Here is a 25,508-nt window from a genome sequence, read left to right on the forward strand (position 1 = left end):
CGCGCCGCGCTCCAAGCGAGAATCGCCCGCCGGGGCAGGGCCTTGCGCGTCAGGCCGCCTGCAGCAGCGCCCGCGCCCTTGTCCGCGTCTCGCTATCGACTAGCAGAACCTCGTCCAGCGTGGCGGGCGGCGGCGGAAGCGTCCCTTGCTGGAGCATGTCCTCCGCCATTGCCGCAATCCGGGTGAACCCGATCTGACCGGCGAGGAAAGCGGCCACCGCGATCTCGTTCGCGGCATTCAGCACCGCGGGCGCCGCGCCGCCATGCGAAGCGGCCTCGCGCGCCAGCCTTGTCGCGGGAAAGCGCGTCTCGTCCGGCGCGCGGAATTCCAGCGTGCCGATGGCCGCCAGGTCGAGCGGATCGCACGGCGTATCCATGCGCGCGGGCCACGCCAGCGCGCTTGCGATGGGCACGCGCATGTCCGAAGGGCCAAGCTGCGCCAGCGTCGATCCGTCGCGATATTCGACCATGGAATGCACGATGGACTGCGGGTGGACGATGATGCGCAGCCGGTCCAGCCCGACGGGAAACAGGTGATGCGCCTCGATGAACTCCAGCCCCTTGTTCATCATGGTGGCGGAATCGACGCTGATCTTCGCGCCCATGGACCAGTTGGGATGCTTGACCGCCTGCGCGGGCGTCGCGGCATTCAGCTCGGCCATGGTGGCGTTGCGGAATGGGCCGCCGCTGGCCGTCAGCGTGATCCAGCGCACGTCGGACATGCGCCCGCCCTGTAGGCACTGGAAGATCGCATTATGCTCGCTGTCCACGGGCAGCAGGGTCGCGCCGTGGCGCTGCACTGCCGCCGTCATCACCTCGCCCGCCGAGACCAAGGCTTCCTTGTTGGCGAGCGCGATGGTGCCGCCCTGTTCGATCGCGGCCATGGTCGGGGCAAGGCCGGCACAGCCGACGATGGCGGCAACGAAGACGTCGACGGGTCGCGAAGCCGCCTCGATCAGCGCGCGCTCGCCGCCTGCCGCTTCCACGCCGCTGCCCGCCAGCGCATCGCGCAATTCGGGCAGACAGCTTTCGTCCGCGACAATGGCGATCTCGGCACCGAATTCGCGCGCCAGCGCGGCCAGTTCGCCTGCGCTGCAATTGGCGGACAGCGCCACCACGCGCCAGCCGGCCGGATCGCGCCGCACCAGATCCAGCGTCGAGGTTCCGACGGACCCGGTCGCTCCCATGATCGAAATCGTGCGCATTACAGGAAATACATGAAGACCAGACCGACCAGAATGGCAACAGGCATCAGCCCGTCGATCCGGTCGAACACGCCGCCATGTCCGGGTATCAGGTTCGACGAATCCTTCATCGCCGCCTTGCGCTTCATCCAGCTTTCGAAAAAATCGCCCATTTGCGCGGCGATCGCCATCCCTGCGCCCATCGGCAGGAATAGCAGGCCCATCGGCGCGAACATAAGCTGCGGCACGCTGAGGTTGGTTTCACCATCGGCCCGGATCAGCACGGCCATGATGATCCACAGGAACAGCCCCGCGCCCAGCATGCCGCCCGCAAGGCCCGCCCATGTCTTCGACGGGCTGATCCGCGGCGCGATCTTGGGCCCGCCGAATGTGCGGCCCGCGAAATAGGCGCAGCTGTCGGTGAAGATGACGACCCCGATGATCACCGGCAGCGCGTCGAGCGGCAATTCCATCATCAGCCAGGCGGCAAGCCCGATATAGAGCACTCCGCCCGCCATCCAGATCGCCTTGGCAAAACCGGAGATGGAACGCGCGCGCACCATGCGCTGCCATTCCCAGAAACAGGCGATGCCGACCGCGCTGATCAAGGCGCGCACCGCCCATGTTCCGGCCCAGAATGCCAGCGCCGCCACGCCCAGCATCACAGCGGCCGAGGCAAGGCGCAGCGGCAGGTCCGACGTGCGCACCGCCAGCGGCACGCGCATCGCGCGCATCACCCGGTCGCGCTTGCGTTCGGGCATGGGGGCATTGGCGGGATCAACGTCCGCCATAACGCCTTTCGCGGCCCGCGAAACTCGCGACCGCTTCCTGGAAATGTTCGGGCGTGAAATCGGGCCAGAGCACTTCGGTGAAGTAAAGCTCGGCATAGGCGGCCTGCCACAGCAGGAAATTCGACAGGCGAATTTCGCCGCTCGTGCGGATCAGCAGGTCGAGCGGCGGCAGGTCGGCGGTGTCGAGATGCGCCGAAATGCTGTCCACGGTGACCTCGCCCGCCTGCGCCGCCGCCGCCGCCGCCCGCGCGATCTCCTGCTGCGCGCCATAGTTCAGCGCCACGGTCAGCACGGTGCCGGTGTTATGCGCGGTGCGCGACAGCGCGTCGTCGATCAACGCGACCGCTTCCGGTTCGAACGCCGAATGATCGCCGATGATGCGCAGCTTCACCCCGTTCTCGATCATCTCGCCCAGATCGGAGCGGATGAAGTGCTTCATCAGCGTGGTGAGGTCGGCGATCTCTTCCTCGGTCCGCTTCCAGTTCTCGGAACTGAAGGCATAGAGCGTCAGCGCCTCGACCCCCGTGCCGCGCAGCGAGCGCACCAGTCTGCGCACCGCCTCAACGCCCTTGCGGTGACCCATGGCGCGGGGGAGCATGCGCTTCTTGGCCCAGCGCCCGTTGCCATCCATGATGATGGCGACATGGCGCGGCCCGGCGCCATGCGCACCGCCGCCCGCGATGGATACCGAAGGCGCAGGCACGTTCACTGGCTCAGGATTTCCTTTTCCTTCGCCTCGGCCGCCTTGTCGGTTTCGGCGACATATTTGTCGGTCAGCTTCTGGACCTCGTCCTCGAAACGCTTGCGCTCGTCTTCCGAGATTTCCTTCTTCTTCTCGTCTTCCTTCAGCGCTTCCATGCCGTCGCGGCGCACGTTGCGGATCGCGATCTTGGCCGCCTCGGCATATTTGCCGGCCAGCTTGGCCAGTTCCTTGCGGCGCTCCTCGGTCAGGTCGGGGATCGGCAGGCGCAGCGTCTGGCCGTCGATGCTGGGGTTCAGGCCCAGACCCGCATGGGCGATGCCCTTTTCCACCGCGGTCACGTTGGACTTGTCCCACACCTGCACCGCCAGCATGCGCGGTTCGGGCGCGGACACGGTCGCAACCTGGTTCAGCGGCATCATCGATCCATAGACCTCGACCACCACGGGATCGAGCAGCGAGGTATTCGCGCGGCCCGTGCGCAGGCCCGCCAGATCGCCCTTCAGCGATTCCACGGCCCCTGCCATGCGGCGTTCCAGATCGGCCTTGTCGAATTTGGCCATATTCGGTTCCTCTCGGTTCGAAACAAGCGGGGCAGCTCCACCCCGTAAACAATCAGTCGGAATTGCCCACCACAGTCTGCGTCCCCTCGCCCGCCAGCACGCGGGCCAGATTGCCCCGCTCGCGGATGGAGAACACGACGATGGGAATGTCATTGTCGCGGCACAGCGCAACCGCGCTGGCGTCCATGACCTTCAGATTATCGGCCAGCACCTTGTCGTAACCCACGGTTTCGTAACGCACCGCCGACGGATCCTTCTTTGGATCGGCGTTATAGACGCCATCGACGCTGGTGCCCTTGAACAAGGCGTCGCAGCGCATCTCCGCCGCGCGCAGGGCCGCGCCGCTGTCGGTGGTGAAATAGGGCGCGCCGACTCCGGCGGCAAAGATCACGATCCGGCCCTTTTCCATGTGGCGCTCGGCGCGGCGCCGGATCACCGGTTCGCACACCTGGTCCATCTGCACGGCGGATTGCACGCGGGTTTCGACGCCGATCTGTTCCAGCGCGCTCTGCATCGCCAGCGCGTTCATCACGGTCGCCAGCATGCCCATGTAATCGGCCTGCGCGCGGTCCATCCCCTTGGCCGCGCCCGCCATGCCGCGAAAGATGTTTCCGCCGCCGATGACAAGGCAGATTTCAAGGCCCGTTTCCTTCGCCGCCTTCACCTCCTGCGCCAGCTTGGCGACATAATCGGTATCGATGCCAAAGGGCTGATCGCCCATCAGCACTTCGCCCGAAAGCTTCAGGAGGATGCGTTTGAATTGCGGAAGGGGCATGAAGGACAAGTCTCTGCGCGGACGGTGAAGGAGTGAAGAGGCCTTAAAACCGCCGCGCGCGAAAGCCAAGGGCGCTGTTGGAGAGTATCGCCCGCAATTTTGCCGTAGAAAGGACTCGACCTTATGCGGCTCGCCCCGATGGTGCCACGCTTGCTGGCGCGCCCTTCCGCGCGTCCGCCCAGATCTTGGCTGAAAAGCGAACCTGCCTCGCGGAGACAGATATCAGAACCCAAGCCTCTGCGCCCCGACGATCCTGCCGAGGCGACAGTGGTCTTGGCAACTTGCTCTCGTCGGTGTTCAGGCCGCCTCTTCTAGCGGTCCGCCGACCGAACAGACGGTGTCGACTCCCAGAACATGCGCCACGCGGCCCATCGCCATCCATGCCGCGGTGCAATGGGTCAGCTCGACGATCTCCGCATCGGTAAGGTGCTGCTTCAGCTCGCTCCAGAACGCGTCGTCATTGCCAAGCTCGTCGGGATCGGTGCCCATGCGCTGCGAAAAGCGCACGGCGATGCGTTCCTTGGGCGACAGGACCGACAGATCGCCGTTCAGCACTGCCTGATACATCGCCTCGTCGGGCTTCTCGGGCTGGTCCACGACGCCCTTGTCCAGACCCAGCGATGCCAGATCGCGCTGCGCCCGCCAGTTCTTGCACACGATACAGCCGTTGATGACCGCGGTGGCGATCCGGCACGCCTCAAACAGGCGAAGCGGTAGGGTCGAAAAGCGATAGGGCGCGACGGCGAACATATTGCCCGCCTTGATCAGATCGGGCGAATATTGCTGCGCCAGATCGGGGATCGCAGCTTCTGGCTGGGGGTCGAGTGCAACACGCATGACAGGGCTCTCCTTGGTGAGCCGGTCGCATGCGCAGGACCGCGTGGGGCACCGGGCAGCGCCGGCCGTTCTTAGCGCGCCAGAGGGTACGCACCCCGACGAAAGAGTCAATCATGCATGTTTTTTACTTGGGCCAGCCCGGTACGAAAACAGGCCCGACACGAAAACGGGCCGGAAGGATATCCCTCCGGCCCGTAATCAATTGGCCCGGACAATTCCGGGCATCGGCACTGGCTGAACGATCAGCCGCCGACGGCAGCGGCGACTTCGGCTGCGAAGTCGCTGTCTTCCTTCTCGATGCCTTCGCCCAGCTGGAAGCGGACATAGTCCTTGAGCACAATCTTGGCGCCTGCATCCTTGCCGGCCTGATCGACGACCTGCTGGACCGGCGTCTTGTTGTCCATGACGAAGATCTGCGACAGCAGAGCGTTCTCCTTGGCGTATTTCGCCACGGCGCCTTCGACCATCTTTTCCTGCACGTTCTCGGGCTTGCCGCTTTCGGCCGCCTTGTCGCGGGCGATCGCGCGTTCACGCTCGATCACTTCGGCGTCGAGGCCTTCGGCGGTCAGCGCCTGCGGGAACGCCGCGGCGATGTGCATGGCCAGCTGACGGCCCAGCTCTTCCAGCTTCTCGGTCGGGGCCGAGCTTTCCAGCGCGACCAGAACGCCGATCTTGCCGAGGTTCGGCGCGGCGGCATTGTGCATATAGGGCACGACCACGCCTTCGCTGACCGCGACCGACTTGATGCGGCGGATCTGCTGGTTCTCGCCGATGGTGGCGACATTGTCGGTCAGCTTTTCGCCGACGGTGCTGCCGCCGGGATAGGAAGCGGCCTTCAGCGCCTCGACATCGTCGCCGTCGACGTTCAGGGCAACCTGCGTCGCGGTGCGGACGAAATCCTGGAACTGCTCGTTCTTGGCGACGAAATCGGTTTCCGAGTTCACCTCGACCGCAACGCCCTTGGTGCCTTCGACGGCGACGCCGACCAGGCCCTCGGCCGCGGTGCGGCTGGACTTCTTGGCGGCGGCGGCAAGGCCCTTGGCACGCAGGAAGTCGACGGCGGCTTCCATGTCGCCGTTCGTTTCTTCCAGCGCCTTCTTGCAGTCCATCATGCCTGCGCCGCTCTTCTCGCGCAGGGCCTTCACGTCAGCGGCGGTGTAAGCCATCGCTCATGTCCTTTTTCAGATGTGATGCCCGGCAGGCGCGCCATGCGCAGACAGGCCGGGCAGAAATTTTCCGTAAAGGCCGCTTCTCAAGCAGCCTTCGGTGACGCGGGCATGACGGCAAGGCCATGCGCCGCGTCAAAACCGGATCAGCCGGCGACTTCTTCCGCAACCGGCTCTTCCATGGCGCCGATGTCGACGCCGGAGTCGGCCACGCCCTGCTGGCCGCCGCGGCGTGCCGCCTCGGCAATGGCGTCACAGTACAGGCGCACGGCGCGGGCCGCGTCATCGTTGCCCGGAATCGGGAACGCGATGCCCGAGGGATCGACATTGGTGTCGAGCACGGCAACGACGGGGATGCCAAGCACGTTGGCTTCCTTGATGGCCAGTTCCTCGACATTGGCGTCGATCACGAACATCACGTCGGGAATGCCGCCCATGTCGCGGATGCCGCCCAGCGAAAGCTCGAGCTTGTCCCGCTTGCGGGTCATGTCGAGGATTTCCTTCTTGGTCAGGCCCGATACGTCGCCCGAAAGCTGTTCCTCGATGGTCTTCAGCTTCTTGATCGACTTCGACACGGTCTGCCAGTTGGTCAGCATGCCGCCCAGCCAGCGATGGTTCACGAAATACTGGCCCGAAGCGAGCGCGGCTTCGCGGATCGGGTCCTGCGCCTGCCTCTTGGTGCCGACGAACAGCACCTTGCCGCCCGCCTGCGCGGTGGCCGACACGAAGTCGAGCGCGCGCTGGAACAGCGGCACGGTCTGCGACAGGTCGATGATGTGAACACCGTTGCGGGCGCCGAAGATATACGGCTTCATCCGCGGGTTCCAGCGGTGGGTCTGGTGGCCGAAGTGTGCGCCGGCCTCGATCAATTGCTGCATGGTGACGCCAGTGGACGCCATAATCGTTTCCTTTCCGGTTTGACCTCTGGAAGGCGGATGACCCAGGGCGATGAACGCCCCGCGGCACCGGTTGATGTGTGCCTTCCATGTGGATTTGCCCGCGTTACCGCATCGGGAATCGATGCCGGAATTCACGCGAACGACGCGCCCTTAGCGGCAAGAGGCGGCCTTGGGAAGCCCCCTGTCGAATCCCGCCATACGGGGAGCATGTCCGAAATCGCTTGACGGGTGAGAACAAATGAGGAACAAAGGTGTCACTCAAAGTCAATTACGTATCTACACCTGTTCAATCGAATGTCCGTTCGCATCCGTTCTATCAGAATGATGTACGGAACAAAAGGGGATCGTATATCATGACCGACATTGCCGCACTGGCACCCGTCATCTCTTTCGCCGCCCTCGCCCTCGGCTGTGTCGTCGCGATCCGGCTGATGCTGCGCGATATGGCGACCACCTATCGCGATCTTGGCGGCGATCATTCCGGGCAGGCCTTGCCCGTTCGCGTTCATCGGCAATCGGCACGCGGGGCAAATATCGTCGCCCTGCCCCTGTCCCGGCCGCTGCCAGCAGGCGATGTCAGCCGATCGCCGAACGTTCGGCTGCCCGCCGCCGCCTGACCTTGCGATAGCGCCACCAGCCAATGGGCAGCAGCGCGATATAGACGACGCACACGGCGACCAGCGACAGCCACGGCTCAAGCAGCAAGGCCGCGCCCAGCAGGCCGACGAGGGCGATGATCTCGATCCGGATCGACCGGCCCGGCTTGATCGAGGTCCAGCTCAGCGTGGCAAGGTTCGAGATCATCAAGAAGGCGATAAGGACGACCCACACGGCCACCAGCACCGGCTCACGGAAAATGGGCTCGTCGGTCGCCATCCATAGATAGAGCGGCAGGAACGCCAGCCCCCCGCCCACGGGCGCGGGCACGCCGGTCAGGAAACCGGCGGACTTGTGCGGCTGCTCCTCCTCGTCGATCTGGGCGTTGAAACGCGCCAGGCGCAGCATGCAGCACATCGCCAGCGCCAGCGAGGCGAACCAGCCGATCCGCGGCAGGTCCTGCAGCGACCAAAGAAACAGGATCAATGCGGGCGCAACGCCGAACGACAGCGAATCGGCCAGGCTGTCCAGCTCTGCGCCGAACCGGCTCTGCGCCTTGAGCAAACGCGCGATGCGGCCATCGATACCGTCCAGCGCGCCCGCCGTCAGCACGGCGAGGATCGACAATTGCCAGTTGCCGTCGATCGCCAGCCGAATGCCGGTCAGGCCAAGGCACAGCGCAGCCGCGGTGATCGCGTTGGGCGTCACCGCGCGCATGGAAAGCCCCCTCGACCGCCGCGCCGGCACGGGCCGTTCGCCATGCGTAATGCGCGGACCTATGTCGCCCGACATGGAATCCCGTTCGTTCGACATATCGAATTTGTCCTTATCGCCCTTGGTCGAAGCGTCTTCCCCGGTCAAAGCGCGATGCCTTCGATCAACCTGCTCTGGCCGATCCGGGCAATCACCGTTTCGCCGGCAATGGTTGTCTGGCCCAGCACCACGCTCGGCTCGGTATTGGCGGGAAGATAGATATCCACCCGGCTGCCGAACCGGATCAGCCCGACGCGCTGTCCCGCGGCCAGCATGTCGCCCGGCTTGACGAAAGGCACGATGCGCCGCGCGACAAGACCGGCAATCTGGGTAAAGCCGACCAGCACGCCATCGTCTCGCTCCATCAGCAGGTGCTGCCGTTCGTTATCCTCGCTCGCCTTGTCGAGATCGGCGTTCACGAACTTGCCGGGAATATAGACGAGGCGCCGAAGCGTGCCCGAAATCGGCGCGCGATTGATGTGCACATCGAACACGCTCATGAAAATCGAGACGCGAAGCAGCTCCTCCGTCCCAAGGCCCGCCGAACCCGACCCGTCGTCGAGTTGCAGTTCGGGCGGCGGCGGAACCCGGCGGATCAGCGTGACGAGACCGTCCGCGGGCGCGATGATCGCATCGGGATCCTGCGGCACCACGCGCTTTGGATCGCGAAAGAACGCGAACACGCCGATGGTCAGCAGCACCAGCGGCCAGCCGACAATCTCCCAGTCCACCACCAACAGGAAGAACAGCGCGACGACGCCTGCGATCAATCCGTATTTGCGGCCCTCGGGATGGATCGGCGGCCAGCTCCAGCCAGCCTCGCCGCGTCCTTCGTTGTCGAGAATTTCACCTGCCATTCAGACCATCTAGGGCTTGCCGCGCGCACCGGCAAGCGTGACGCTTGACCAACCCCCGGTTGCAGAGGCGGGATCCGGCCCGCCGGTCAGGCCGCTTTCGCCCTTGCGCGCACGACCGGATTGACCACCCAGAAACCGCTGCCTTCGCTGTCCCTCTCGATCGTGCAGACAAGTCTGGCGCCGTCCCACAACTCGGCGCGCCGCCCCCCGCTTTCGTTGCTGAGGACCGACAGAGCCGAACTTGCGTCCACGCCGTCGAAGTCGATGAATTTTGCGATCCCGATCCCGTCATCGGTCAGCTTCAGACGATAGGTCTGCATGAACCCGATCCCTTTCCGCCACGACAGCGACTGAATCGGACCCCAATCACGACTCGACCGGCTGTATGGATGGCAGGCACGTTCTAGCGGTTCTGCGCCGCCCCCGCTGCAACAATTGGCATAGGCCGGCAATTTGCGAAGCAACGCCCGCTTCAGGCGTCGAACACCACCGTGCGATGGCCGTTCATGAACACGCGGTCCTCGAGATGCGCCTTCACCGCACGGGCCAGCACGCGCCGCTCCACGTCCCGGCCGCGCGCGACAAGGTCCTCGGCCGTGTCCTTGTGGGTGATCGCCTGCACGTCCTGCGCGATGATGGGCCCCTCGTCGAGGTCGGCGGTGACGTAATGGCTGGTCGCCCCGATCATCTTCACCCCGCGCCGATGGGCTTGGTGATAGGGTTTCGCGCCCTTGAAACCCGGCAGGAACGAGTGATGGATATTGATGCATCGTCCCGACAGGAACGCCGCCATCTCGTCAGACAGGATCTGCATATAACGCGCCAGCACCACCAGCTCGGCCCCCGTCTCGGTAATCAGCGACCTGACCTGCGCCTCCTGATCCGCCTTGGTGCCGCGGGTGACGGGCAGGTGATGGAAGGGGATGTCCCCGATGATGCAGCCGGACAGCACTCCCCGGGGATGGTTCGACACGATGGCGACGATATCCATCGCAAGCTCCCCGCTGCGCTGACGGTTGAGGAGGTCGGCAAGGCAATGATCGAACCGGCTGACCATGACCACGATGCGCGGCCGATAGCCCGGGACGCGCAGCCGCCAGTCCATGCCATGTTCTTTCGCCAGCGGAGCGAACAGGTCGCGATAGGTCTCGGGCGCGGTCGGGCCGGGATCGAAGGCGACGCGCATGAAGAACCGCGCGGTCGACGCATCGTTATATTGCTCGGCATCGGTGATGTTTCCGCCATGTCCGGCCAGAAAGCTCGCAATGGCGGCAACCAGGCCCGGCCTGTCGTCGCAAGCAAGGCTGAGCACGCAATTCCTGTTCAAGATCCCACTCCTTTGGCTCAGGAGCCGCCGCATGAAAGGCGCGGCCGCGTTAGTCCAGCATTTCCGCGACCGCGCGGGCAATCGCCATGGACGCGGTCAGGCCGGGACTCTCGATTCCGAACAGATTGACCAGCCCCGCACAGCCGTGCTCGGCGGGGCCCGAGAGGACGAAATCGCCCGCCGCCTCGCCGGGGCCGGTGATCTTGGGCCGAACGCCTGCGTAACCCGGCTGCAGCCGCGCGGGATCGAGCGCCGGCCAGATGCGCCTTGCGGCCTCTGCAAACCTGGCATGACGCGCCGGATCGACGGTGTAGTCGACCGTATCGATCCACTCGACATCGGGCCCGAAACGCGCCTGCCCCGCCAGATCCAGCGTGAGATGCGTGCCCAGACCGCCGGGTTCGGGGACCGGATAGATCAGATGACGAAACGGCACCTTGCCCGAATAGGTGAAATAGACGCCTCGCGCGTAAAAAGCAGGAGGGACGAAGGCATCGTCCAGCCCCTCGATCGCCATGGCCAGACGTTGCGCGGCAAGGCCTGCCGAATTGACCAGCACCGGCGCCTCGACCACCGGACCGGCGCTATCGTCCAGCCACACCTGCCACTGTCCGCCAGCACGCGTAATGCGCGCAACCTTGCTGCCCATCACCAGCATGGCGCCATGCGCTTCCGCTTCGCCCAGCAGCGCCAGCATCAGCGCATGGCTGTCGACGATTCCGGTGGACGGCGAAAACAGCGCCTCGGCGCATGTCAGTTTGGGCTCGAGCGTCCGCGCATCCTTCGCGTCCAGCCGCACCAGATCGTGCACGCCCGCCAGTGCCGCGCGCGTCTGGATCGCGTTCAGCTCGCCCGCTTGGGCATGGTCATGCGCAAAGATGATCTTGCCGCTGCGCCGATGCGGCACGCCCCGCGCCGCGCAGAATTGATACAGCAGGTCGCGCCCCTCGACGCAGAGCCGCGCCTTCAGCGAGCCGAGCGGGTAATAGATGCCTGCATGGATGACTTCGGAATTGCGGCTGCTGGTCCACGATCCGAAATGCGCCTCGCCGTCCAGCACCAGCGGCGCGCGCCCCGCCAGCGCCAGTTCGCGCGCGACGGCAAGGCCGACCACGCCCGCCCCCACGACTATCGCATCGACCTGTTCGACCAAATTCTGCGCCCTGCCCCGCTTAGTTCCAGCCGCAGCGATAGACCGGGCCCCGCCACAATGTCACGGCTGCATAAGGGCTATCCGGCAGCGGATTGCGTTCAATAGGACAGCGTTATCGCTCGGCACTGGCACCGCGGTCGGCGCGGCGTTAAGGCGGAGGCCTATCCCGTCTTCAGGTGCCTATTGCTCAAACTGCTTCTCAAGATCGACCGCTACAGCCTTGCCATTCTGGCGAGCGTCGTGGTGGCCAGCCTGCTGCCCGCATCCGGCATCTTCGCGCTCTGGCTGGGCTGGATCGTCAAGGCGGCAATCGCGCTGCTGTTCTTCCTCCACGGGGCGAAGCTCTCGCGGGCCGCCATCCTCGCGGGGCTGACCAACTGGAAACTGCATGTCACCGTGCTGCTGGCGACGTTCCTGCTGTTTCCGGTCCTCGGCCTCGGCATCTCGGCCCTGTCGGCGCTGTTCCTTCCGGGGCTGGTTGCGACTGGCTTCCTGTTCCTGACGCTGCTGCCTTCGACCGTGCAATCATCGATCGCCTTCACCTCGATCGCGCGCGGCAATGTCCCCGCCGCCGTCTGCGCGGCCTCATTCTCGAATTTCGCGGGGATTTTCGTGACCCCGGCGCTGACCGCCCTGCTGCTAGGCGGAGCCAGCGGGACCGGCGACACGCTCGCGTCGATAGAGGCCATCGTGATGCAATTGCTGTTGCCGTTCCTTGCCGGTCACCTGTCGCGCCCCCTCACCGCGCGCTTTATCGAGCGGCACAAGGCGGTGGTGTCCTATGTCGACCGGGGATCGATCCTGCTGGTCGTCTATGCGGCCTTCAGCGCAGCCGTGGTCGAGGGGCTATGGAAAACGATAGAGGGCTGGCAACTGGCCGCGATCATAGGTCTGTGCGGCGCGATGCTGGCCGTCGTGCTGGGCATTGTCGCATGGACTGCGCACAGGATGGGGTTCGACCGGCCCGACCGCGCGGCGATCATTTTCTGCGGGTCGAAGAAAAGCCTGGCGTCGGGCGTACCGATGGCGGGCGTGCTGTTTCCCGCCGCCATGGTCGGCCCGCTCATCCTGCCGCTGATGATTTTTCACCAATTGCAACTGTTGGCCTGCGCCGCGATCGCACAGCGCATGTCGGCAAAAGTCGATCCGGAAACGCAGCCGCGCGAACCCGCGCCAACCGCAACGTGAAGCCCGATCAGCGGGCGCTGACGGTCTCTGCCGAGCCGTGCAGGCGCGTATCGCCGCCGCTGCCCGCCGTCTTTTCAGCCATTCCTGTAGGCCGCGTATCGCGCGAGGCGAGCCGGGTGTTCGATGGGGCCAGCCGGTATTCGACGGTATAGCCGAAATGATCGGACAAGGCCCCGCCCGGCGTCTTGCTGCCGAACGGGATGCGGGCCGAGATGGCCGACAAGGTTCTGCCGCCGCCGGGCAGGATATATTGCATGTCGCGCGCCCGCTCCACCACCCAGCGCGCATCGTCCGAGCGGGAGATTTCGGTGTCCGTGGCCTGCACGAAATTGCGGAACGGTTCGTCCGGCGCGGTTCCGCCGTTGAGGTGTTCCAGCGCGGGCGGAAGGATCGCAAGCCTTTCCTCGGTGTCGCCCAGGTTGAAGTCCCCGGCCAGCACCAGCGGGATCGAGGCATCGCGTTCGCTGCCAAGGAATTCGCACAGGAAATCCACCTGTTCGCGATAGGCGCGGGCGCTTTCCCTGGTGGGGGCCATGGAGGCGCCCCTGCTGTTGAGATGGGTCGTCGCCACCTGCACCCGGCCCTTGCCCGGCATCTCAAGCGTGACGAGAACCACGCCCTTGGCGGCAAAGCAATCGAGCCCCGCGCAGGCGCTTTCCGGAAAGGCCGCGGCCTTGATGTCGACGATCGGATAATCGCTCAGCACCAGCAGCCCGCTGTCGAGCTGCGGCCCGCGGTTGAGCCGGCGAAGCGGAAAGCGCCGCGAGCTCGGCTCGGACGCGCGGGGAATGCCCGCGCCGGTCGCCTGATAGCGATAGCCGGCCTTGTCGCCGATGGCCTTGGCGCGCGAGACGAATGCCTCTTGCAGGACCACCACGGCAGGCTGCACCCCGCCCTCGCGCATGTCGGCCAGATGCGCCGCGATATTCGCCAGCGCCTCGGGACGGCCCCGCGCGATGGGCCACGGCAGGCCCTTCACATTATAGGTCATGACCGAAAGGTCGGGCGATTCAAGCTGTGGAAGCGCCACTTCCAGCGCGGCGAGCGGCGCTGTCGTCTGAGCAGCGGCGGACCCTGCCATAAGCAGTGCCCCCGTCATGCAGAGTGCGATTCCCGATTTACGACCCGTCCTGTTCATCAGTCCCCCGTCAAAGCCAGGCGCCAGAGCCAGGCGTGAAAGCCAAGGTTCGATTCAGTTCCCATACATCATTTCGCACGAGAATGCTGCAACTTCATGTCATTTTCTGGCGGTCGAACACTTAAAGGACCGTGGATAGCGGCCTGCTGCGGCGCAAATCAGTCGGCGGACAGATCGGGCAGCCGGCTGGCGAGCACCGTGCGCGAATCGCGGTCGATCGACCAGATCAGACCCTTGTCCGCCGGATCGATGTCGATAGCTTGCCCGTGCGAGGCGATTCCGACCGTCGCCACATGCCGCAGCAGCCCACCTGCCTGCGGCAAGGCCATGACATAAAGCTCGGGCCGGTCGTGGCCGGAAAGATAAAGCAGCCCGTCCTCGCTCCAGCTTGCGCCCGATACGCTGCTGGGGGAAAGCCGTTCGAGCACCGTGTCGGGCAGGCCCCACATGCGAACCATGCGGAACTGCTCGTCCATCTGCGCGACGAAACTGTCGCGGTGGCTCCGCCCCTCTGGCGTGCCGCGGTCGTCGTAATTGGCGAAGGTCGCCCACCACTCGCCGTCATGCCGGTCGAGCGTCGTCAGCGACCCCGGCATCGCGCCCAGCGCCACCGATCGCACATGCTTCAGCGACGCCAGATCATAGATCTCTACCGTCGAAAGCTGCGGCACTGCCGGATAGTTGGACGAGGCACAGACGAGTTCGCTTTCCACCACGGTGCAGCTGTTGAGATGCGGAAACAGCTTGGGATCGCCGTTCCACTCGCCGGTCTGCGTGCCATCGGCCAGCGAGATGCGGGTGATGACATTATTATCGACCGCGTAGATCGATTGCCCGTCGGACGCCACGCCCTGCCGCGCATGCTCCGCCTTGATCACGCGTTCGGTCACGGCCTCCTGCGCGCCCGCCGCCACTGGCGCGGCCAATGCAGCGGCCATGGCCGACACCGCGATCCTAAAGCTGCGAACTCCAATCATGCGACCTCCCTCGATTACCCGAGTCACGTCTGGTCCAGTTGCGGACCCTGCGAGGCCGCAGCCAGATGCAGTGCGATATGCGCGTTCGACAAGGCGGCCAGATTGTCGAGCAGCGATTCCCGGCTGGAAATCAGCTGCCTCTGCGCATCCAGCACGTCGAACAGCGAGGCAAGCCCTTCGCGGTAAAGCGCATTCGATTGCTCCAGCGCGGCCTCGCTCTGCTCGATGGCCTCGGACAAGGCGATCGCCCGCTGGCGAAACGCCCCGATGGCGACCAGCGCATTCTCGGTCTCGCCCAATGCATCCAGGAACGTCAGGCGATATTCGGCATAGCGCGCATCCAGCTCGGCTTCAGCGGCCTCCACCTCGGCATGCCGCCGCCCTCCGTCGAAGATCGGCAGGTCGAGCGCGGCCCCGACGCTGGCAAGGAATTCGCCGAACAGATCGTCGATCCCCCCGCCGCCCAGCACGATGGACGCAGGCACGGTGAGCGACGGGCGCAGATCGGCCTGCTCTATGCCCACCGCCGCGGCAGCCTCTTGCAGACGCGCCTCGGCCGCGAGAATGTCGGTGCGGCGGCGCAGAAGATCGGCGGGCTGGCCCAGCGCGGGCCCCTCGGCATAGGAGGGGATCGAGCCGATCCCGCTCTCGCCCTCCGGCAAGAAAGTGCCCGGCGCCTCGGCCAGCAGCAACGCCAGCGCATGGGCCGCCTCGGCCCGGTCGATCTCCAGCAAGCCGCGCCGCGCCTGCGTCTGCGCAAGGTCGGCAGCCGCGCGCCGCACGTCGAGATTGGCGGCCAGCCCCGCCTCGTACCGCAGGGTCACGACATCCAGCGTCTGTTCCTGCAGCGCGGTCGATTCCTGCAGCAGTTCCAGCTGCGCGCCGGTGCGGCGATATTCGACATATTGGCTGGCGATGGCCGCGGCGACGATCCGGCGGGTGTCGGCGCGAATATAATCCGCCTGGGCATAGCGGGCGGCGGCGGCGCGTATCTCGGCGCTCAATCTACCGCTGAGATCGGGATCGAACAGGACGAACAGACCCGCGCTGGCAAAGCTGCCGTCGTCCCCCTCCCCCGCCGTCACACCGACATCGGCCGCACCATCCACGCGGGGCAGAAGGTCGGATCGTTCGGCCCGCAGCAGCGCCTCTGCTGCGCGGACCCGGTCGCGCGCCGCGGTGATGTCGAGATTGGCGGCAAGCCCGCGCTCTACCAGCGCATCCAGCACGGGGTCGCCGAAACCCTCCCACCAGTCGTCGGCCAGCCCCGCCTCGGGCAGCGCCGCGCTATAGGCCGGCGGCGCATCGACCGCGGTCTGCGGCTCGATCTCGGGAACGGTCGCGCAGGCCGCAAGCGTGCTGGCGGCCAGCATCACAGGCAGGAAACGGCGAATCGGTCGGGACGTCATGCGGGCGCCATCGTCATGTCTTCGTCGATCTGGTCTATTTCCTCGTTGAGACGCGCGAGGTCGACCGAACGCGGCTTTCCGAAGCGGGCGATGCCCAGATAGATCACCGGCGTCAGGAACAGGGTGAAGACCCCCGCGATGCCCAGCCCGCCGAAGATCACCCAGCCGATCGACTGGCGCGCCTCTGCCCCCGCTCCGCCCGCAAGGATCAGGGGCACCGCGCCGATGACGGTCGAGATCAGCGTCATAGCAATCGGGCGCAGGCGGATGGCGGCCGCTTCCTCGATCGCCTCGCGCAGGTCGCGGCCCTCGTGGCGCAGCTGATCCGCGAATTCGACCACGAGGATGCCGTTCTTCGCCATCAGCCCGATCAGCATCACCAGCCCGATCTGCGAATAGATGTTGAGCGACACGCCCGACAGGAACAGCGCAAGGATCGCGGCGGCCAGCGCGAAGGGCACGGTCAGCAGCACCACCAGCGCGCTCGTCAGGCTCTCGAACTGGGCGACGAGGACGAGGAACACGATCACCAGCGCGAACAGATAGGTGACCAGCACGTCGCTCGACGTCTCGTTCAGGCTTTCGGCATCGCCCTGCAGCAGCATGTCGATGTCCTCTGCCACCGTCTCGTCGGCAAGGCGTTCCATTTCGGTGATCGCATCGCGCAGCGACACGCCCTGCGCGATATCGGCATCCACCTCGATCGCGCGGCGCTGTTCGGTGCGATCGAGCTGCGCGGCGACGCCCTGCTCCACCACCTCGGTAACCAGCGAGAGCGGCACCATGCCGCCATCCTGCGTGCGGACATACAGGTTCGACAGGTCGGTCGGATTGGTGATCGACACCGCGCGCGACGTCAGGAAGATCGGCACCGCCTGATCGCCCACGTTGAGGTCGGCGATCTCCTCGCCCCCCACCATCGCGCTCAACGTCTGCGACAGATCGTCGAGATCGATGCCAAGGTCCGACGCGCGCTGCCGATCGATCCGCAGCGACAATTGCGGCTGGGTCGGCTGGTACGAGATGTCGGGGTTGGACAATATGTCCGACCGCGTGTCGATGGCTTCGGACAGGGCCAGCGCGGACCGGTAGATATTGTCGTACTCGCCGCCCGTCAGCGCGACCTCCAGCCCCTCGCCCCCGCCGCCAAAGCTGAGCGTGCCGCGTCCGCGCGCATTGGTCCGCGATCCGGGGATTTCCTGCAGCGGCGGGTTCAGCTCCTCGACGATCTCGCTCTGGCTGCGGTCGCGTTCGCCCCACGGCGCCAGCTCTGCCGTCACGCGCACGCGGTTCGGGTCCCACTGGCCCACGACCGAGAAGGTGCTCTCGATCTCTCCGCTGTCGAGATAGGGCTGCAGGATGCGCTCGATCTCGTCCAGTTCGCGGTCCATGAAGGCAAGCCCCACGCCGTCCGGGCCGGTGGCGTCCACCTCGATCACGCCGCGATCCTCGTCCGGCACAAGTTCGTTGTCGATCTGGGTGTAGAGCAGGCCGGTCAGCCCCGCGACCAGCACCGCGGCGAGCACGACCAGCTTCCCCCGGTCGAGGCACCAGTTGAGCATTTTCATATAGCGGTCGCGCGCGTGCCCGCCCCAACGCGTCAGCCGGTCGTTTTCCGCCGCGCCATTGGTCAGGTCGATCCGCGCCGCCAGCGCGGGCACCAGCGACAGCGCGATGAAGGACGAGATCAGCACCGCGACCGACAGCACGAAACCGAATTCGCGGAACAGCCGCCCCGTTTCGGACGGCAGGAAGCTGATCGGCACGAACACCGACACCAGCACCGCCGTCGTGGCGACCACGGCAAAGAACACCTGCCGCGTGCCCACCACCGCCGCCGCGCGCCGCCCCAGCCCCTTGTTCTGCAGCCTCTGCGTGTTTTCCAGCACCACGATGGCGTCGTCGACGATCAGCCCGGTGGCAAGCACCAGCGCCAGCAGCGTCAGCAGGTTGATCGAGAAACCCATGATCCAGATGCCCGCGATCACCCCGACCAAGGCAATCGGTATGGTGGTGCTGGGAATGATCGTTGGCCGCCACGCGCGAAAGAAGATCAGCATCGTGCCGATCACCACCATCACCGTGAAGCCCAGCGTGATCAGCACTTCCTCGACCGAGATGCGGATGAATTCGGCGTCGTCGGAAATGACCTCCACCCGCACATTGTCAAAACGCTGGTTGACCCTCTCAACCGCGCTGCGGATGGCGTCGGAAATCTCGATCGTGTTGGAACTGGCCTGCCTGACCACGCCCATGCCGATCACCGACCTGCCGTCCAGCCGCACGAAATTATTCGCATCGGCGGGCGCGAAATCGACATCGGCGACATCGCCCAGCCGCGTATTGCCGCTGATGATCAGGTCGCGCATCAGCTGCGGATCGGTGGCGCTGGCCTCGGCGCGCACCACCAGTTCCTGCGCATTCGAACGGAACGACCCGACCGGCACGTCATAGGGCGCGCGGCGCAGCGCATCGGCGACATCGGTGATCGTCAGGCCGAATCGGTTGAGCCGCGCCGGATCGATCGACACGCGCATCTGCAGCGCGCGCTCGCCGAACAGATCGATACTGGCGACGCCCTCGGCGGTCAGCAATTCGGGGACGATGTCGTTCTCGACCACGCGAGTCAGCTCCGCCTCGCCCAGCGTGTCGCTTTGCACCACCAGCCGCATGATCGGCCACGCGTCGGCGTCGGCCTTGGTGATATTGACCTGCTCGACCCGGTCGGGAAGGTCGCGGGTGACGCGGCTCACCGCCTCGCGCACGTCGGATGCCGCCGTGTCGAGGTCGACGCCGGGATTGAACTCGGCCCGGACGCGCGTGTTGTTCTCCTCGCTGGAAGAGCGGATCTGCCGCACCCCGGTCACTCGGGCCACCGCGTCCTCAAGGATGCTGGTGACTTCCGCGTCCATGGTCTCGGGCGATCCGCCGGGCAGCACCGCCGACACCGACACCACGGGCCGGTCCACATTGGGCAGTTCGCGCACTTCCACGCCAAAGATTGCCGCCAGCCCCGCCAGCAGGATCAGCAGGTTGAGCACACCCACCAGCAGCGGCCGCTTGACCGCCAGCATGGGAAGATCGGACCTATCCTTCATCGCCGCTTCCGCCAGCGCCTTCTTCCGCAGGCTGCAGCCGCGCCTTGCCCGGGGGCGGCGCCTTGGGAACGACCAGCCTGATCGCCTGTCCGTCGCGCACCTTCTGCACGCCCTCGACGATCACGCGGTCGCCGCGCGACAGGGCGCCGTCGACGAACACCTGCCCCTCGCGCCGCGCGGTGATGGTAACGGGCACCTGCTTCGCCTTGCCCTCGCGCACCACGAACAGATGCGATCCCTCGCCGCCCCAGACGATGGCTTCCTCGGGCACGGCAGGGCGCGGATCGCCGCGGCGGTCGACGGTGACGCGAAAGCTCATACCCGGTCGCAGCCGGTCGTCGCGATTGGGAACAGAGGCGCGCACAATGAAATCGCGGCTGTCCTGCGACACCCGGCTGTCGGTCGCGACGATCCGCGCCTCGATCGTGCGGTCGTCCTGCGCAAAGGGCGCGATGGTCACCGTCTCGCCGGGACGCAGTGCGCTGAACACGGTTTCGGGAGCGTTGAAATCGACGAACAGGGTGCTGCGCTTGTCGATCTGCGCGATGGGCGTCGAATCGTTCACGCGGTCGCCGGGGTCGATCTCGGTCAGGCCGATATGGCCCGAAAACGGCGCCCTGATCGTCCGGTCGGCCAGTTCGGTGCGTGCCTGCTGCAATTCGACCTGGGCCGAGGCGAGCGCGGTTTCCCCTGCCTCGATCTGGCTTTCGGAAATGGCGCCCGTATCCTCGATCCGGCGATAGCGGCCCAGCAGCTGGTCCGCCTCGCGCAATTGCACCTGCGCCGCCTCGACAGCCAGCCGTTCGCGCCGCGAATCGAGTTCGACCAAAGGCTGGCCCTTGCGCACGTAATCCCCCGCGGTGAACAGCACCCGCGTGACGCGGCCCGAAGTCTCAGGATAAAGCTCGGCGCTGGTGGACGCCCTTGCGGTGCCGATCATCTCGGTCGCGACCTGCAGCGGGCGGAACTGCAGCGGCTCTGCCACGACGGGCACCGGATCGGGCGTGCGATCCTCCTGCTGATCGGAACATCCGCCCGTGACCACAAGGACGATCAGCCACAGAAGCGAAAAAGTACGACAAATCATCGGGCCTGCATAACCGGGCCTGACCGATAGCAAAAGCGCCGTTTCGGCTAATATTCATATGCTTGGGCAGCGACATCGGCAAAACAGCTGTCAAGCTGTCCGATCAGGCATGTCCCGGCGCCGCCGCATGGACCGGCACGGCACGCGCCATCGGCTGCCATTTCCAGTAGGTCAGCGTCCGCCACAGCCATTCCAGCGGGCCAAACCGGAAATGGTGCAGCCACGCCAGGCTCCAGATCATCTGCACCGCGGCGATGGTCGCCACGATCAGATAGAGCTGGGACCGGTCGAACCGCCCATAAAGACCAAAACCGAAGCCATAGAACAGCGTGATGCAGATCAGGGTCTGCGTCATGTAATTGGTCAGCGCCATCTGCCCCGCCGCCGCGAAACCGCGCTGTAGCATGGCGAACAGCCCCAGCCTCACCACGCAGAGCACCAGCCCCAGATGGCCCAGCACCATCGCCAGCCGGCTGAACTGATAGGTCCGCCCCGCCGCCGCCGACGCGACCGGGCCATAGTCGCCCGCCTGCAGCAGGCCCAGTTCGTAAAGCCCGAGCGGTATGCCCACGGCATAGCCCGCCGCCGCCATCCCCGCATAAAAGCCAGTGCTGCGCCGCGCGGTGAGCACATCCCATTTCAGCAGCGCCATGCCGATCAGCATGAAGGGCACCATGTCGAAGGCCAGCCAGAAGGGCGCGCGCACCCACTGGAATTCGAAACTGAACGGCAATTGCTGCAGGACGGAACTGACATAGGATCCGCTATGCCATTCGGTGAACATCGCATCGGTCTCGGCGGTCGGCACATATTCGGACAGCGTCTCGTTCCATGCGTCGAGGGTCTCGCGCTGCCCCTCGTTTAGCGTGCCCCCTTGGGCAAGCACGGCCTGCGCCTGCGCGGCATTACCGGCATCCTCCAGCGTCCCGCGATAGCCAAGCTCCATCTTCACCGCCGCCACCGCCAGCAGCGCGATGCCGATGGCCAGTTGCCAGCGCGCCGGAACCTTGCGCACGACGAACAGCGCAAAGCCGCAGATCGCATAGGCGAACAGGATCTCGCCCGGCCACAGCAGCAGCGTCCAGTGGATCAGCCCGAACAGGCCAAGCCAAGCCATGCGCCGGAAATAGATGTCGGCAGCGGCCATGCCCACGCCCGCCCGCTCCATCCTGACGGTCATCAGCACGATCCCGGCTCCGAACAGCATGGAAAAGATGCCGCGCATCGTCCCTTCGAAACCGACATTCATGATCTCGAACAGCAGCAGGTTGACCCCGGTGCTGCCGCCGGCGGCGAACGGATTGCCATAGGCCTGCCAGACAAGGCCGAATGCCGAGATGTTCATCAGCAATATGCCGAAAACCGCGATCCCGCGCAGAACGTCGAGCGAGCCTATGCGGTCGGCCCCGGAAACGGGTGAGGCGGATAACGGAGAGTCAGGAACGGGCGCAGCGGGGGCAGCCGCAAGAGCGGGCCCTGTTATCGAAGGACTCGTCATCGAAGGACTCCCGGTCCCCGAGGCAGCACATCGGCCGCGACCCACGCCTGTCAGCACCGCCCCCGGATTCCGGCGCTGTCCGGGCGCAGGCTATCCCCGATCACGCAGCTTGGCAAATCACCGCGCGAACGGGAGAGTCCGCCGGTCAGACCGAGCGGTAGAATGCGATCTCCATTTCGCCGTCCACGCACTCCAGGATCGGCGGCACCAGCCGGTCGTGGAAGTCGATCGACATATGCGTATCGAACGCCGCATCGTCCTTGAACGTCGCGACCACCTGGAACAGGTCCGGATCGTCCTCCGACTGGAACAGTTCGTACACGACCACACCCGGCTCGTGTTCGAAGGCCAGCGACTTCATCTCGCCCTGCAAGGCGATCAGCTCCTCGCGGCGACCGGGCTTGGCGCGCAATTGCGCGATAAAGCTCTTCCCGCTCATCGCGCCGCCTCAAGGTCCAGCAGCATCTCGCGCTCGTAACTGCCGTCCATGCATTCGATCATCTCGGCGATCAGCGGCTTGTTCTGCTCATATTCCATGTGCGCCTTGTCGGCATCGGCGTCGACGAAGGATTCCAGCACCGCGAACATCTGCGGCTGCTCCAGCCGGAAGAACTGGAAATGCAGCACGCCGGGCTCTTCCGGCGCCTGCTGCTCCATCTTGCGGGCGGCGGCGATGAAACGATCCTCGGCCCCCTCCTTGATGCGAAAGCGCGACAGGAAACTATAGGCCATGGAATCTCTCTCCGTCTGTCGGCGGTGAACCGCCTGTTTCGATATAAAAAACATACATGATTGCTTTTGGAAAGGGCGTTTCGCTTGTTCGGGCGCATCAAAAGCAGCCCCGGCAACACCCCGAACGCTATTTGACGACAGCTGCCACAAGGGGCTTGCAATAAATACAAACATGCATGAATGTCTGTTTCTGCCCGATGAGGGTGTCGTTGCCATCCCCGCCAGAGGGATGGAAATGGGGAGAGAGGAACAATGAAATACATGCTCGGCGTGCAATGCGCCCTGTCCGCCCTTGCCATCGCGTCATTGCCGTCCGCTTTGCGCAGGACATGGCGGATCCCGCGCCCGATCAGGAAGAGCCTGCCGGTCCCGCCACCGTCGTCAATCCTCCGGACGATACCGCTGACGGCGGACGCACCGGTCTTAACGAAATCGTCGTCACCGCCACCCGCCGCAGCTCGGACCTGCAGACGACGCCGATCGCGGTGTCCGCCGTCGACAGCGCGCTGATCCAGCAATCCTCGCCGCGCGACATCGGCGACCTTGCGGCCTTCGTGCCGAACTTTTCGGCGGCGACCATCGCCAATTTCAACGCGGCCTCGTTCGCCATGCGCGGCGTGGGCCAGACCTCGATCATCGTCTATTTCGAACCGCCGGTCGCGGTGCTGGTCGACGATTTCGTGGTGCCCTCGGTCCAGACGCAGCTGCTCGACACGTTCGACATCGAACAGGTCGAGGTTCTGCGCGGCCCGCAAGGCACATTGTTCGGCAAGAACACCACCGGCGGCGTGGTCACCGTCAGGACCAAGCGCCCGATCATGAACTACATCGGGGTCGAGGGCCGCGCCGAATTCGGCGAGTTCGGCACGACCCGCCTGCAGGGCGCGGTCAATGTCCCGCTCGGCTCCATCGCGGCCCTGCGCCTTGTCATGGGGTCCGAAACGTCGGACGGCTATTACCGCAACGACCATTGCTATGGCCCGGTCACGGCCTTCGTCCCCAGCAAGTTCAATGGACAGCAGGGCTGCCTGAACGGCGAAAAGCTGGGCGGAAAGGACGTCTGGCAGGCCCGCGCCAAGCTGCTGGTCGAGCCGACCGACAATATCTCGGCCCTGTTCCAGTACGAATGGCTGCGCGACCGGTCCGACGTCGTCCCCTCGGTCAACGTCAACTATCTGTACGAGGGCGATACCCCGCTGCTGACCGACCTGCTCGGCCTGACCGATCCCAATGCGGAGAACATCGATCCGCTCGACCGCGCGGCCTATACGGGCCGGACGCTCCCCAGCGTCAATCTGGAAGCTGGCCAGCGCATCTCGGTCGACGGGTACTACGGCAATATCGACTGGGATATCGGTTCGGGCGTCATCACCTCGGTGACCGGCTACCGCTCGCAGCGTTCGCAGATCCCCAACTCCTACGCCGGTGCGACCGCGGTTGCGCCCGATGGCGAACGGCTGTCCTTCTTCGACGCATCGCGCGACGACGACCGCAAGACGTTTCAGCAGGAACTGCGCTATGCGAGCGACTTCGACGGGCCGTTCAACTTCATCGCGGGCGGGTTCTATCAGCGCGACAAGATCGACTTCTGCGTGTCGCAGATCCTAGGCTTCCTCGACCTGACCGGCGGCCCGCTGCCGTTCGGCGACTGGAACTCCACGCCCTATGTGCTGTGCAACGCGCAAAAGGCGACGTCCAAGGCGCTGTTCACCGAAGGCACGTTCGAAATCACGCCCGAACTCTCGCTGACGGTCGGCGGCCGGTACAGCTGGGACGACAAGACATGGCGCGGACGCCAGCAGGCCTTCGCGGCCGAGCTGGAAGGCGGCTTCGACCTGTCGATCCCGCTCGACACAGCGCTGGATGCCAGCGTCTATGACTATCCCGCCAATGTCATCACGGTGGAGGACAGCTGGGAAGAACCGACCTATCGCGCCAGCCTTGGCTGGCAGGCGACGCCCGACCTGTTCGTCTATGGCACCTATTCGCATGGCTACAAGGGCGGCGGGTTCAATGACCAGATCGGCGGCTTCGCAGCCTTCGGCACCGACCTCGACGCCTTCCGCGAAGCCGCGCAGGCGACCGATCCGGAACTGGCCGACAGCTTCGAGGCGGGCATCAAGTCCGAATTCCTCAACAACCGCCTGCGCTTCAACCTGACCGGCTTCTACGTGAAGTACGACGATCTGCAAAAGCAGCTGAACGTGCCGATCGAGGTGAACGGCCAGCCCAACCAGGTCACACTGTTCGTCAATGCCGCCAGCGCCGAAGTAAAGGGTCTTGAACTTGAAGCCTCAGCCAATCCCTTCGCAGGCTTCACCCTGCGCGGCGTGCTTGGCTATCAGGACGGCAAGTACAAGGAATATGACGCGCCCAACGCCGGCTATGACCTGTCGACCGCCCCGCTGGACCGCGCGCCCGAATGGCAGTGGACCATCGACGGCAATTACGAACTGCCGCTGGGTGCCGACCATTCGCTGACGCTGAACGGCAATGTCGCCTATACCGATCGCAACCTGAACACGCAGGCGATCGACGATCCGCTGGGCAACACCTTTCTCGATGCGCGCACGCTGGTGAACGCATCGATCACCTTGGGCGAGATCGACGACAGGTACTACATCCGCGCCATCGGCCGGAACCTGACCGACGAGCGCTACCGCGTCGGTATCCAGAACGTGGCCGGGCTGTGGGTCAACGCCCAGTACGGCGCGCCGCGCTACTTCGGCCTCGAAGTGGGTGCCAAGTTCGGACAGGATTTGTTCCGCTAAGTCCGCTTG

The 25,508-nt window shown here is 65.2% G+C and carries 24 protein-coding genes; 3 read left to right on the forward strand and 21 right to left on the reverse strand.

All coding sequences use genetic code 11. From position 1 onward, the window contains the following. Window positions 1-49: 49 nt before the first annotated feature. The 8 genes from dxr to rpsB all read right to left on the reverse strand — a co-directional run bounded on the left by dxr (window position 50) and on the right by rpsB (window position 6,914). A complete protein-coding gene (dxr, locus tag AC4FIJ_RS10770; protein ID WP_490336727.1) occupies window positions 50-1,204 on the reverse strand; it encodes a 1-deoxy-D-xylulose-5-phosphate reductoisomerase in 1,155 nt (384 codons plus the stop codon). Continuing rightward, window positions 1,204-1,974 (reverse strand): phosphatidate cytidylyltransferase, encoded by a 771-nt coding sequence (locus AC4FIJ_RS10775; RefSeq protein WP_490336728.1) that lies wholly within the window; start codon window positions 1,972-1,974, stop codon window positions 1,204-1,206. Before AC4FIJ_RS10775 ends, dxr begins: the two co-directional genes overlap by 1 nt. Beyond that, window positions 1,961-2,605 carry a polyprenyl diphosphate synthase gene (uppS, locus tag AC4FIJ_RS10780; protein WP_490336774.1) on the reverse strand — a complete coding sequence of 215 codons (645 nt, stop codon included), beginning with the start codon at window positions 2,603-2,605 and terminating at the stop codon, window positions 1,961-1,963. The genes AC4FIJ_RS10775 and uppS overlap by 14 nt, the downstream gene beginning before the upstream one ends. A 74-nt stretch (window positions 2,606-2,679) precedes the next feature. Further along, complete coding sequence (gene frr / locus AC4FIJ_RS10785; RefSeq protein ID WP_490336729.1) at window positions 2,680-3,237, reverse strand: ribosome recycling factor; 558 nt, start codon at window positions 3,235-3,237, stop codon at window positions 2,680-2,682. Window positions 3,238-3,289: 52 nt separating this feature from the next. Continuing rightward, window positions 3,290-4,012 (reverse strand): UMP kinase, encoded by a 723-nt coding sequence (gene pyrH, locus AC4FIJ_RS10790; RefSeq protein WP_490336730.1) that lies wholly within the window; start codon window positions 4,010-4,012, stop codon window positions 3,290-3,292. A 297-nt stretch (window positions 4,013-4,309) separates the two neighbouring features. Continuing rightward, window positions 4,310-4,849 carry a carboxymuconolactone decarboxylase family protein gene (locus tag AC4FIJ_RS10795; RefSeq protein WP_490336731.1) on the reverse strand — a complete coding sequence of 180 codons (540 nt, stop codon included), beginning with the start codon at window positions 4,847-4,849 and terminating at the stop codon, window positions 4,310-4,312. Between the two features lie 242 nt (window positions 4,850-5,091). Further along, window positions 5,092-6,015: a translation elongation factor Ts gene (tsf, locus tag AC4FIJ_RS10800; RefSeq protein WP_490336732.1), complete on the reverse strand. Its 924-nt coding sequence runs from the start codon at window positions 6,013-6,015 to the stop codon at window positions 5,092-5,094. Window positions 6,016-6,161: 146 nt separating this feature from the next. Then, entirely contained in the window at window positions 6,162-6,914 is a 753-nt protein-coding gene (gene rpsB / locus AC4FIJ_RS10805) for a 30S ribosomal protein S2 (RefSeq protein ID WP_490336733.1), read from the reverse strand. Between the two features lie 353 nt (window positions 6,915-7,267). On the opposite strand from rpsB, the gene AC4FIJ_RS10810 reads away from it, so the two are divergent. Further along, window positions 7,268-7,531, forward strand: a complete 264-nt coding sequence (locus AC4FIJ_RS10810; protein WP_490336734.1) for a hypothetical protein — start codon at window positions 7,268-7,270, stop codon at window positions 7,529-7,531. Here AC4FIJ_RS10810 and pssA read toward each other — a convergent pair. The 5 genes from pssA to AC4FIJ_RS10835 all read right to left on the reverse strand — a co-directional run bounded on the left by pssA (window position 7,491) and on the right by AC4FIJ_RS10835 (window position 11,601). Further along, window positions 7,491-8,303 carry a CDP-diacylglycerol--serine O-phosphatidyltransferase gene (gene pssA, locus AC4FIJ_RS10815; RefSeq protein WP_490336775.1) on the reverse strand — a complete coding sequence of 271 codons (813 nt, stop codon included), beginning with the start codon at window positions 8,301-8,303 and terminating at the stop codon, window positions 7,491-7,493. The genes AC4FIJ_RS10810 and pssA overlap by 41 nt on opposite strands. A 65-nt stretch (window positions 8,304-8,368) precedes the next feature. Continuing rightward, the gene (locus tag AC4FIJ_RS10820; RefSeq protein ID WP_490336735.1) at window positions 8,369-9,121 is read right to left on the reverse strand and encodes a phosphatidylserine decarboxylase; all 753 of its coding nucleotides are present in this window, start codon (window positions 9,119-9,121) and stop codon (window positions 8,369-8,371) included. Window positions 9,122-9,207: 86 nt separating this feature from the next. Then, the gene (locus tag AC4FIJ_RS10825; protein ID WP_490336736.1) at window positions 9,208-9,441 is read right to left on the reverse strand and encodes a hypothetical protein; all 234 of its coding nucleotides are present in this window, start codon (window positions 9,439-9,441) and stop codon (window positions 9,208-9,210) included. Window positions 9,442-9,593: 152 nt separating this feature from the next. After that, entirely contained in the window at window positions 9,594-10,448 is an 855-nt protein-coding gene (purU, locus tag AC4FIJ_RS10830) for a formyltetrahydrofolate deformylase (RefSeq protein WP_490336737.1), read from the reverse strand. Between the two features lie 49 nt (window positions 10,449-10,497). Further along, complete coding sequence (locus AC4FIJ_RS10835; protein ID WP_490336738.1) at window positions 10,498-11,601, reverse strand: NAD(P)/FAD-dependent oxidoreductase; 1,104 nt, start codon at window positions 11,599-11,601, stop codon at window positions 10,498-10,500. Between the two features lie 183 nt (window positions 11,602-11,784). Here AC4FIJ_RS10835 and AC4FIJ_RS10840 point away from each other — a divergent pair, with 183 nt between their 5' ends. Next, a complete protein-coding gene (locus AC4FIJ_RS10840; RefSeq protein WP_490336739.1) occupies window positions 11,785-12,789 on the forward strand; it encodes a bile acid:sodium symporter family protein in 1,005 nt (334 codons plus the stop codon). 7 nt (window positions 12,790-12,796) lie between these two features. On the opposite strand, the gene AC4FIJ_RS10845 is transcribed toward AC4FIJ_RS10840, so the two are convergent. From AC4FIJ_RS10845 to AC4FIJ_RS10880, 8 genes are all read right to left on the reverse strand, one after another. Next, window positions 12,797-13,888: an endonuclease/exonuclease/phosphatase family protein gene (locus AC4FIJ_RS10845; protein WP_490336740.1), complete on the reverse strand. Its 1,092-nt coding sequence runs from the start codon at window positions 13,886-13,888 to the stop codon at window positions 12,797-12,799. Window positions 13,889-14,085: 197 nt separating this feature from the next. After that, entirely contained in the window at window positions 14,086-14,904 is an 819-nt protein-coding gene (locus AC4FIJ_RS10850; RefSeq protein WP_490336741.1) for a hypothetical protein, read from the reverse strand. Window positions 14,905-14,927: 23 nt separating this feature from the next. After that, on the reverse strand, window positions 14,928-16,313 hold the full coding sequence (locus tag AC4FIJ_RS10855; RefSeq protein ID WP_490336742.1) for an efflux transporter outer membrane subunit: 1,386 nt from the start codon (window positions 16,311-16,313) through the stop codon (window positions 14,928-14,930). Beyond that, window positions 16,310-19,411 carry an efflux RND transporter permease subunit gene (locus AC4FIJ_RS10860; protein WP_490336743.1) on the reverse strand — a complete coding sequence of 1,034 codons (3,102 nt, stop codon included), beginning with the start codon at window positions 19,409-19,411 and terminating at the stop codon, window positions 16,310-16,312. Before AC4FIJ_RS10860 ends, AC4FIJ_RS10855 begins: the two co-directional genes overlap by 4 nt. After that, window positions 19,401-20,498: an efflux RND transporter periplasmic adaptor subunit gene (locus AC4FIJ_RS10865; RefSeq protein ID WP_490336744.1), complete on the reverse strand. Its 1,098-nt coding sequence runs from the start codon at window positions 20,496-20,498 to the stop codon at window positions 19,401-19,403. The genes AC4FIJ_RS10860 and AC4FIJ_RS10865 overlap by 11 nt, the downstream gene beginning before the upstream one ends. Before the next feature lie 103 nt (window positions 20,499-20,601). Continuing rightward, window positions 20,602-21,996, reverse strand: coding sequence for a DUF418 domain-containing protein (locus tag AC4FIJ_RS10870; protein ID WP_490336745.1), 1,395 nt, complete (start codon window positions 21,994-21,996; stop codon window positions 20,602-20,604). Window positions 21,997-22,141: 145 nt separating this feature from the next. Further along, window positions 22,142-22,435 (reverse strand): putative quinol monooxygenase, encoded by a 294-nt coding sequence (locus AC4FIJ_RS10875; protein WP_490336746.1) that lies wholly within the window; start codon window positions 22,433-22,435, stop codon window positions 22,142-22,144. Next, window positions 22,432-22,728: a putative quinol monooxygenase gene (locus AC4FIJ_RS10880; RefSeq protein ID WP_490336747.1), complete on the reverse strand. Its 297-nt coding sequence runs from the start codon at window positions 22,726-22,728 to the stop codon at window positions 22,432-22,434. The genes AC4FIJ_RS10875 and AC4FIJ_RS10880 overlap by 4 nt, the downstream gene beginning before the upstream one ends. A 329-nt stretch (window positions 22,729-23,057) precedes the next feature. Here AC4FIJ_RS10880 and AC4FIJ_RS10885 point away from each other — a divergent pair, with 329 nt between their 5' ends. Then, the gene (locus tag AC4FIJ_RS10885) at window positions 23,058-25,499 is read left to right on the forward strand and encodes a TonB-dependent receptor (RefSeq protein ID WP_490336748.1); all 2,442 of its coding nucleotides are present in this window, start codon (window positions 23,058-23,060) and stop codon (window positions 25,497-25,499) included. Window positions 25,500-25,508 lie beyond the last annotated feature (9 nt).

The sequence above is a fragment of the Croceicoccus sp. genome, assembly GCF_983967925.1.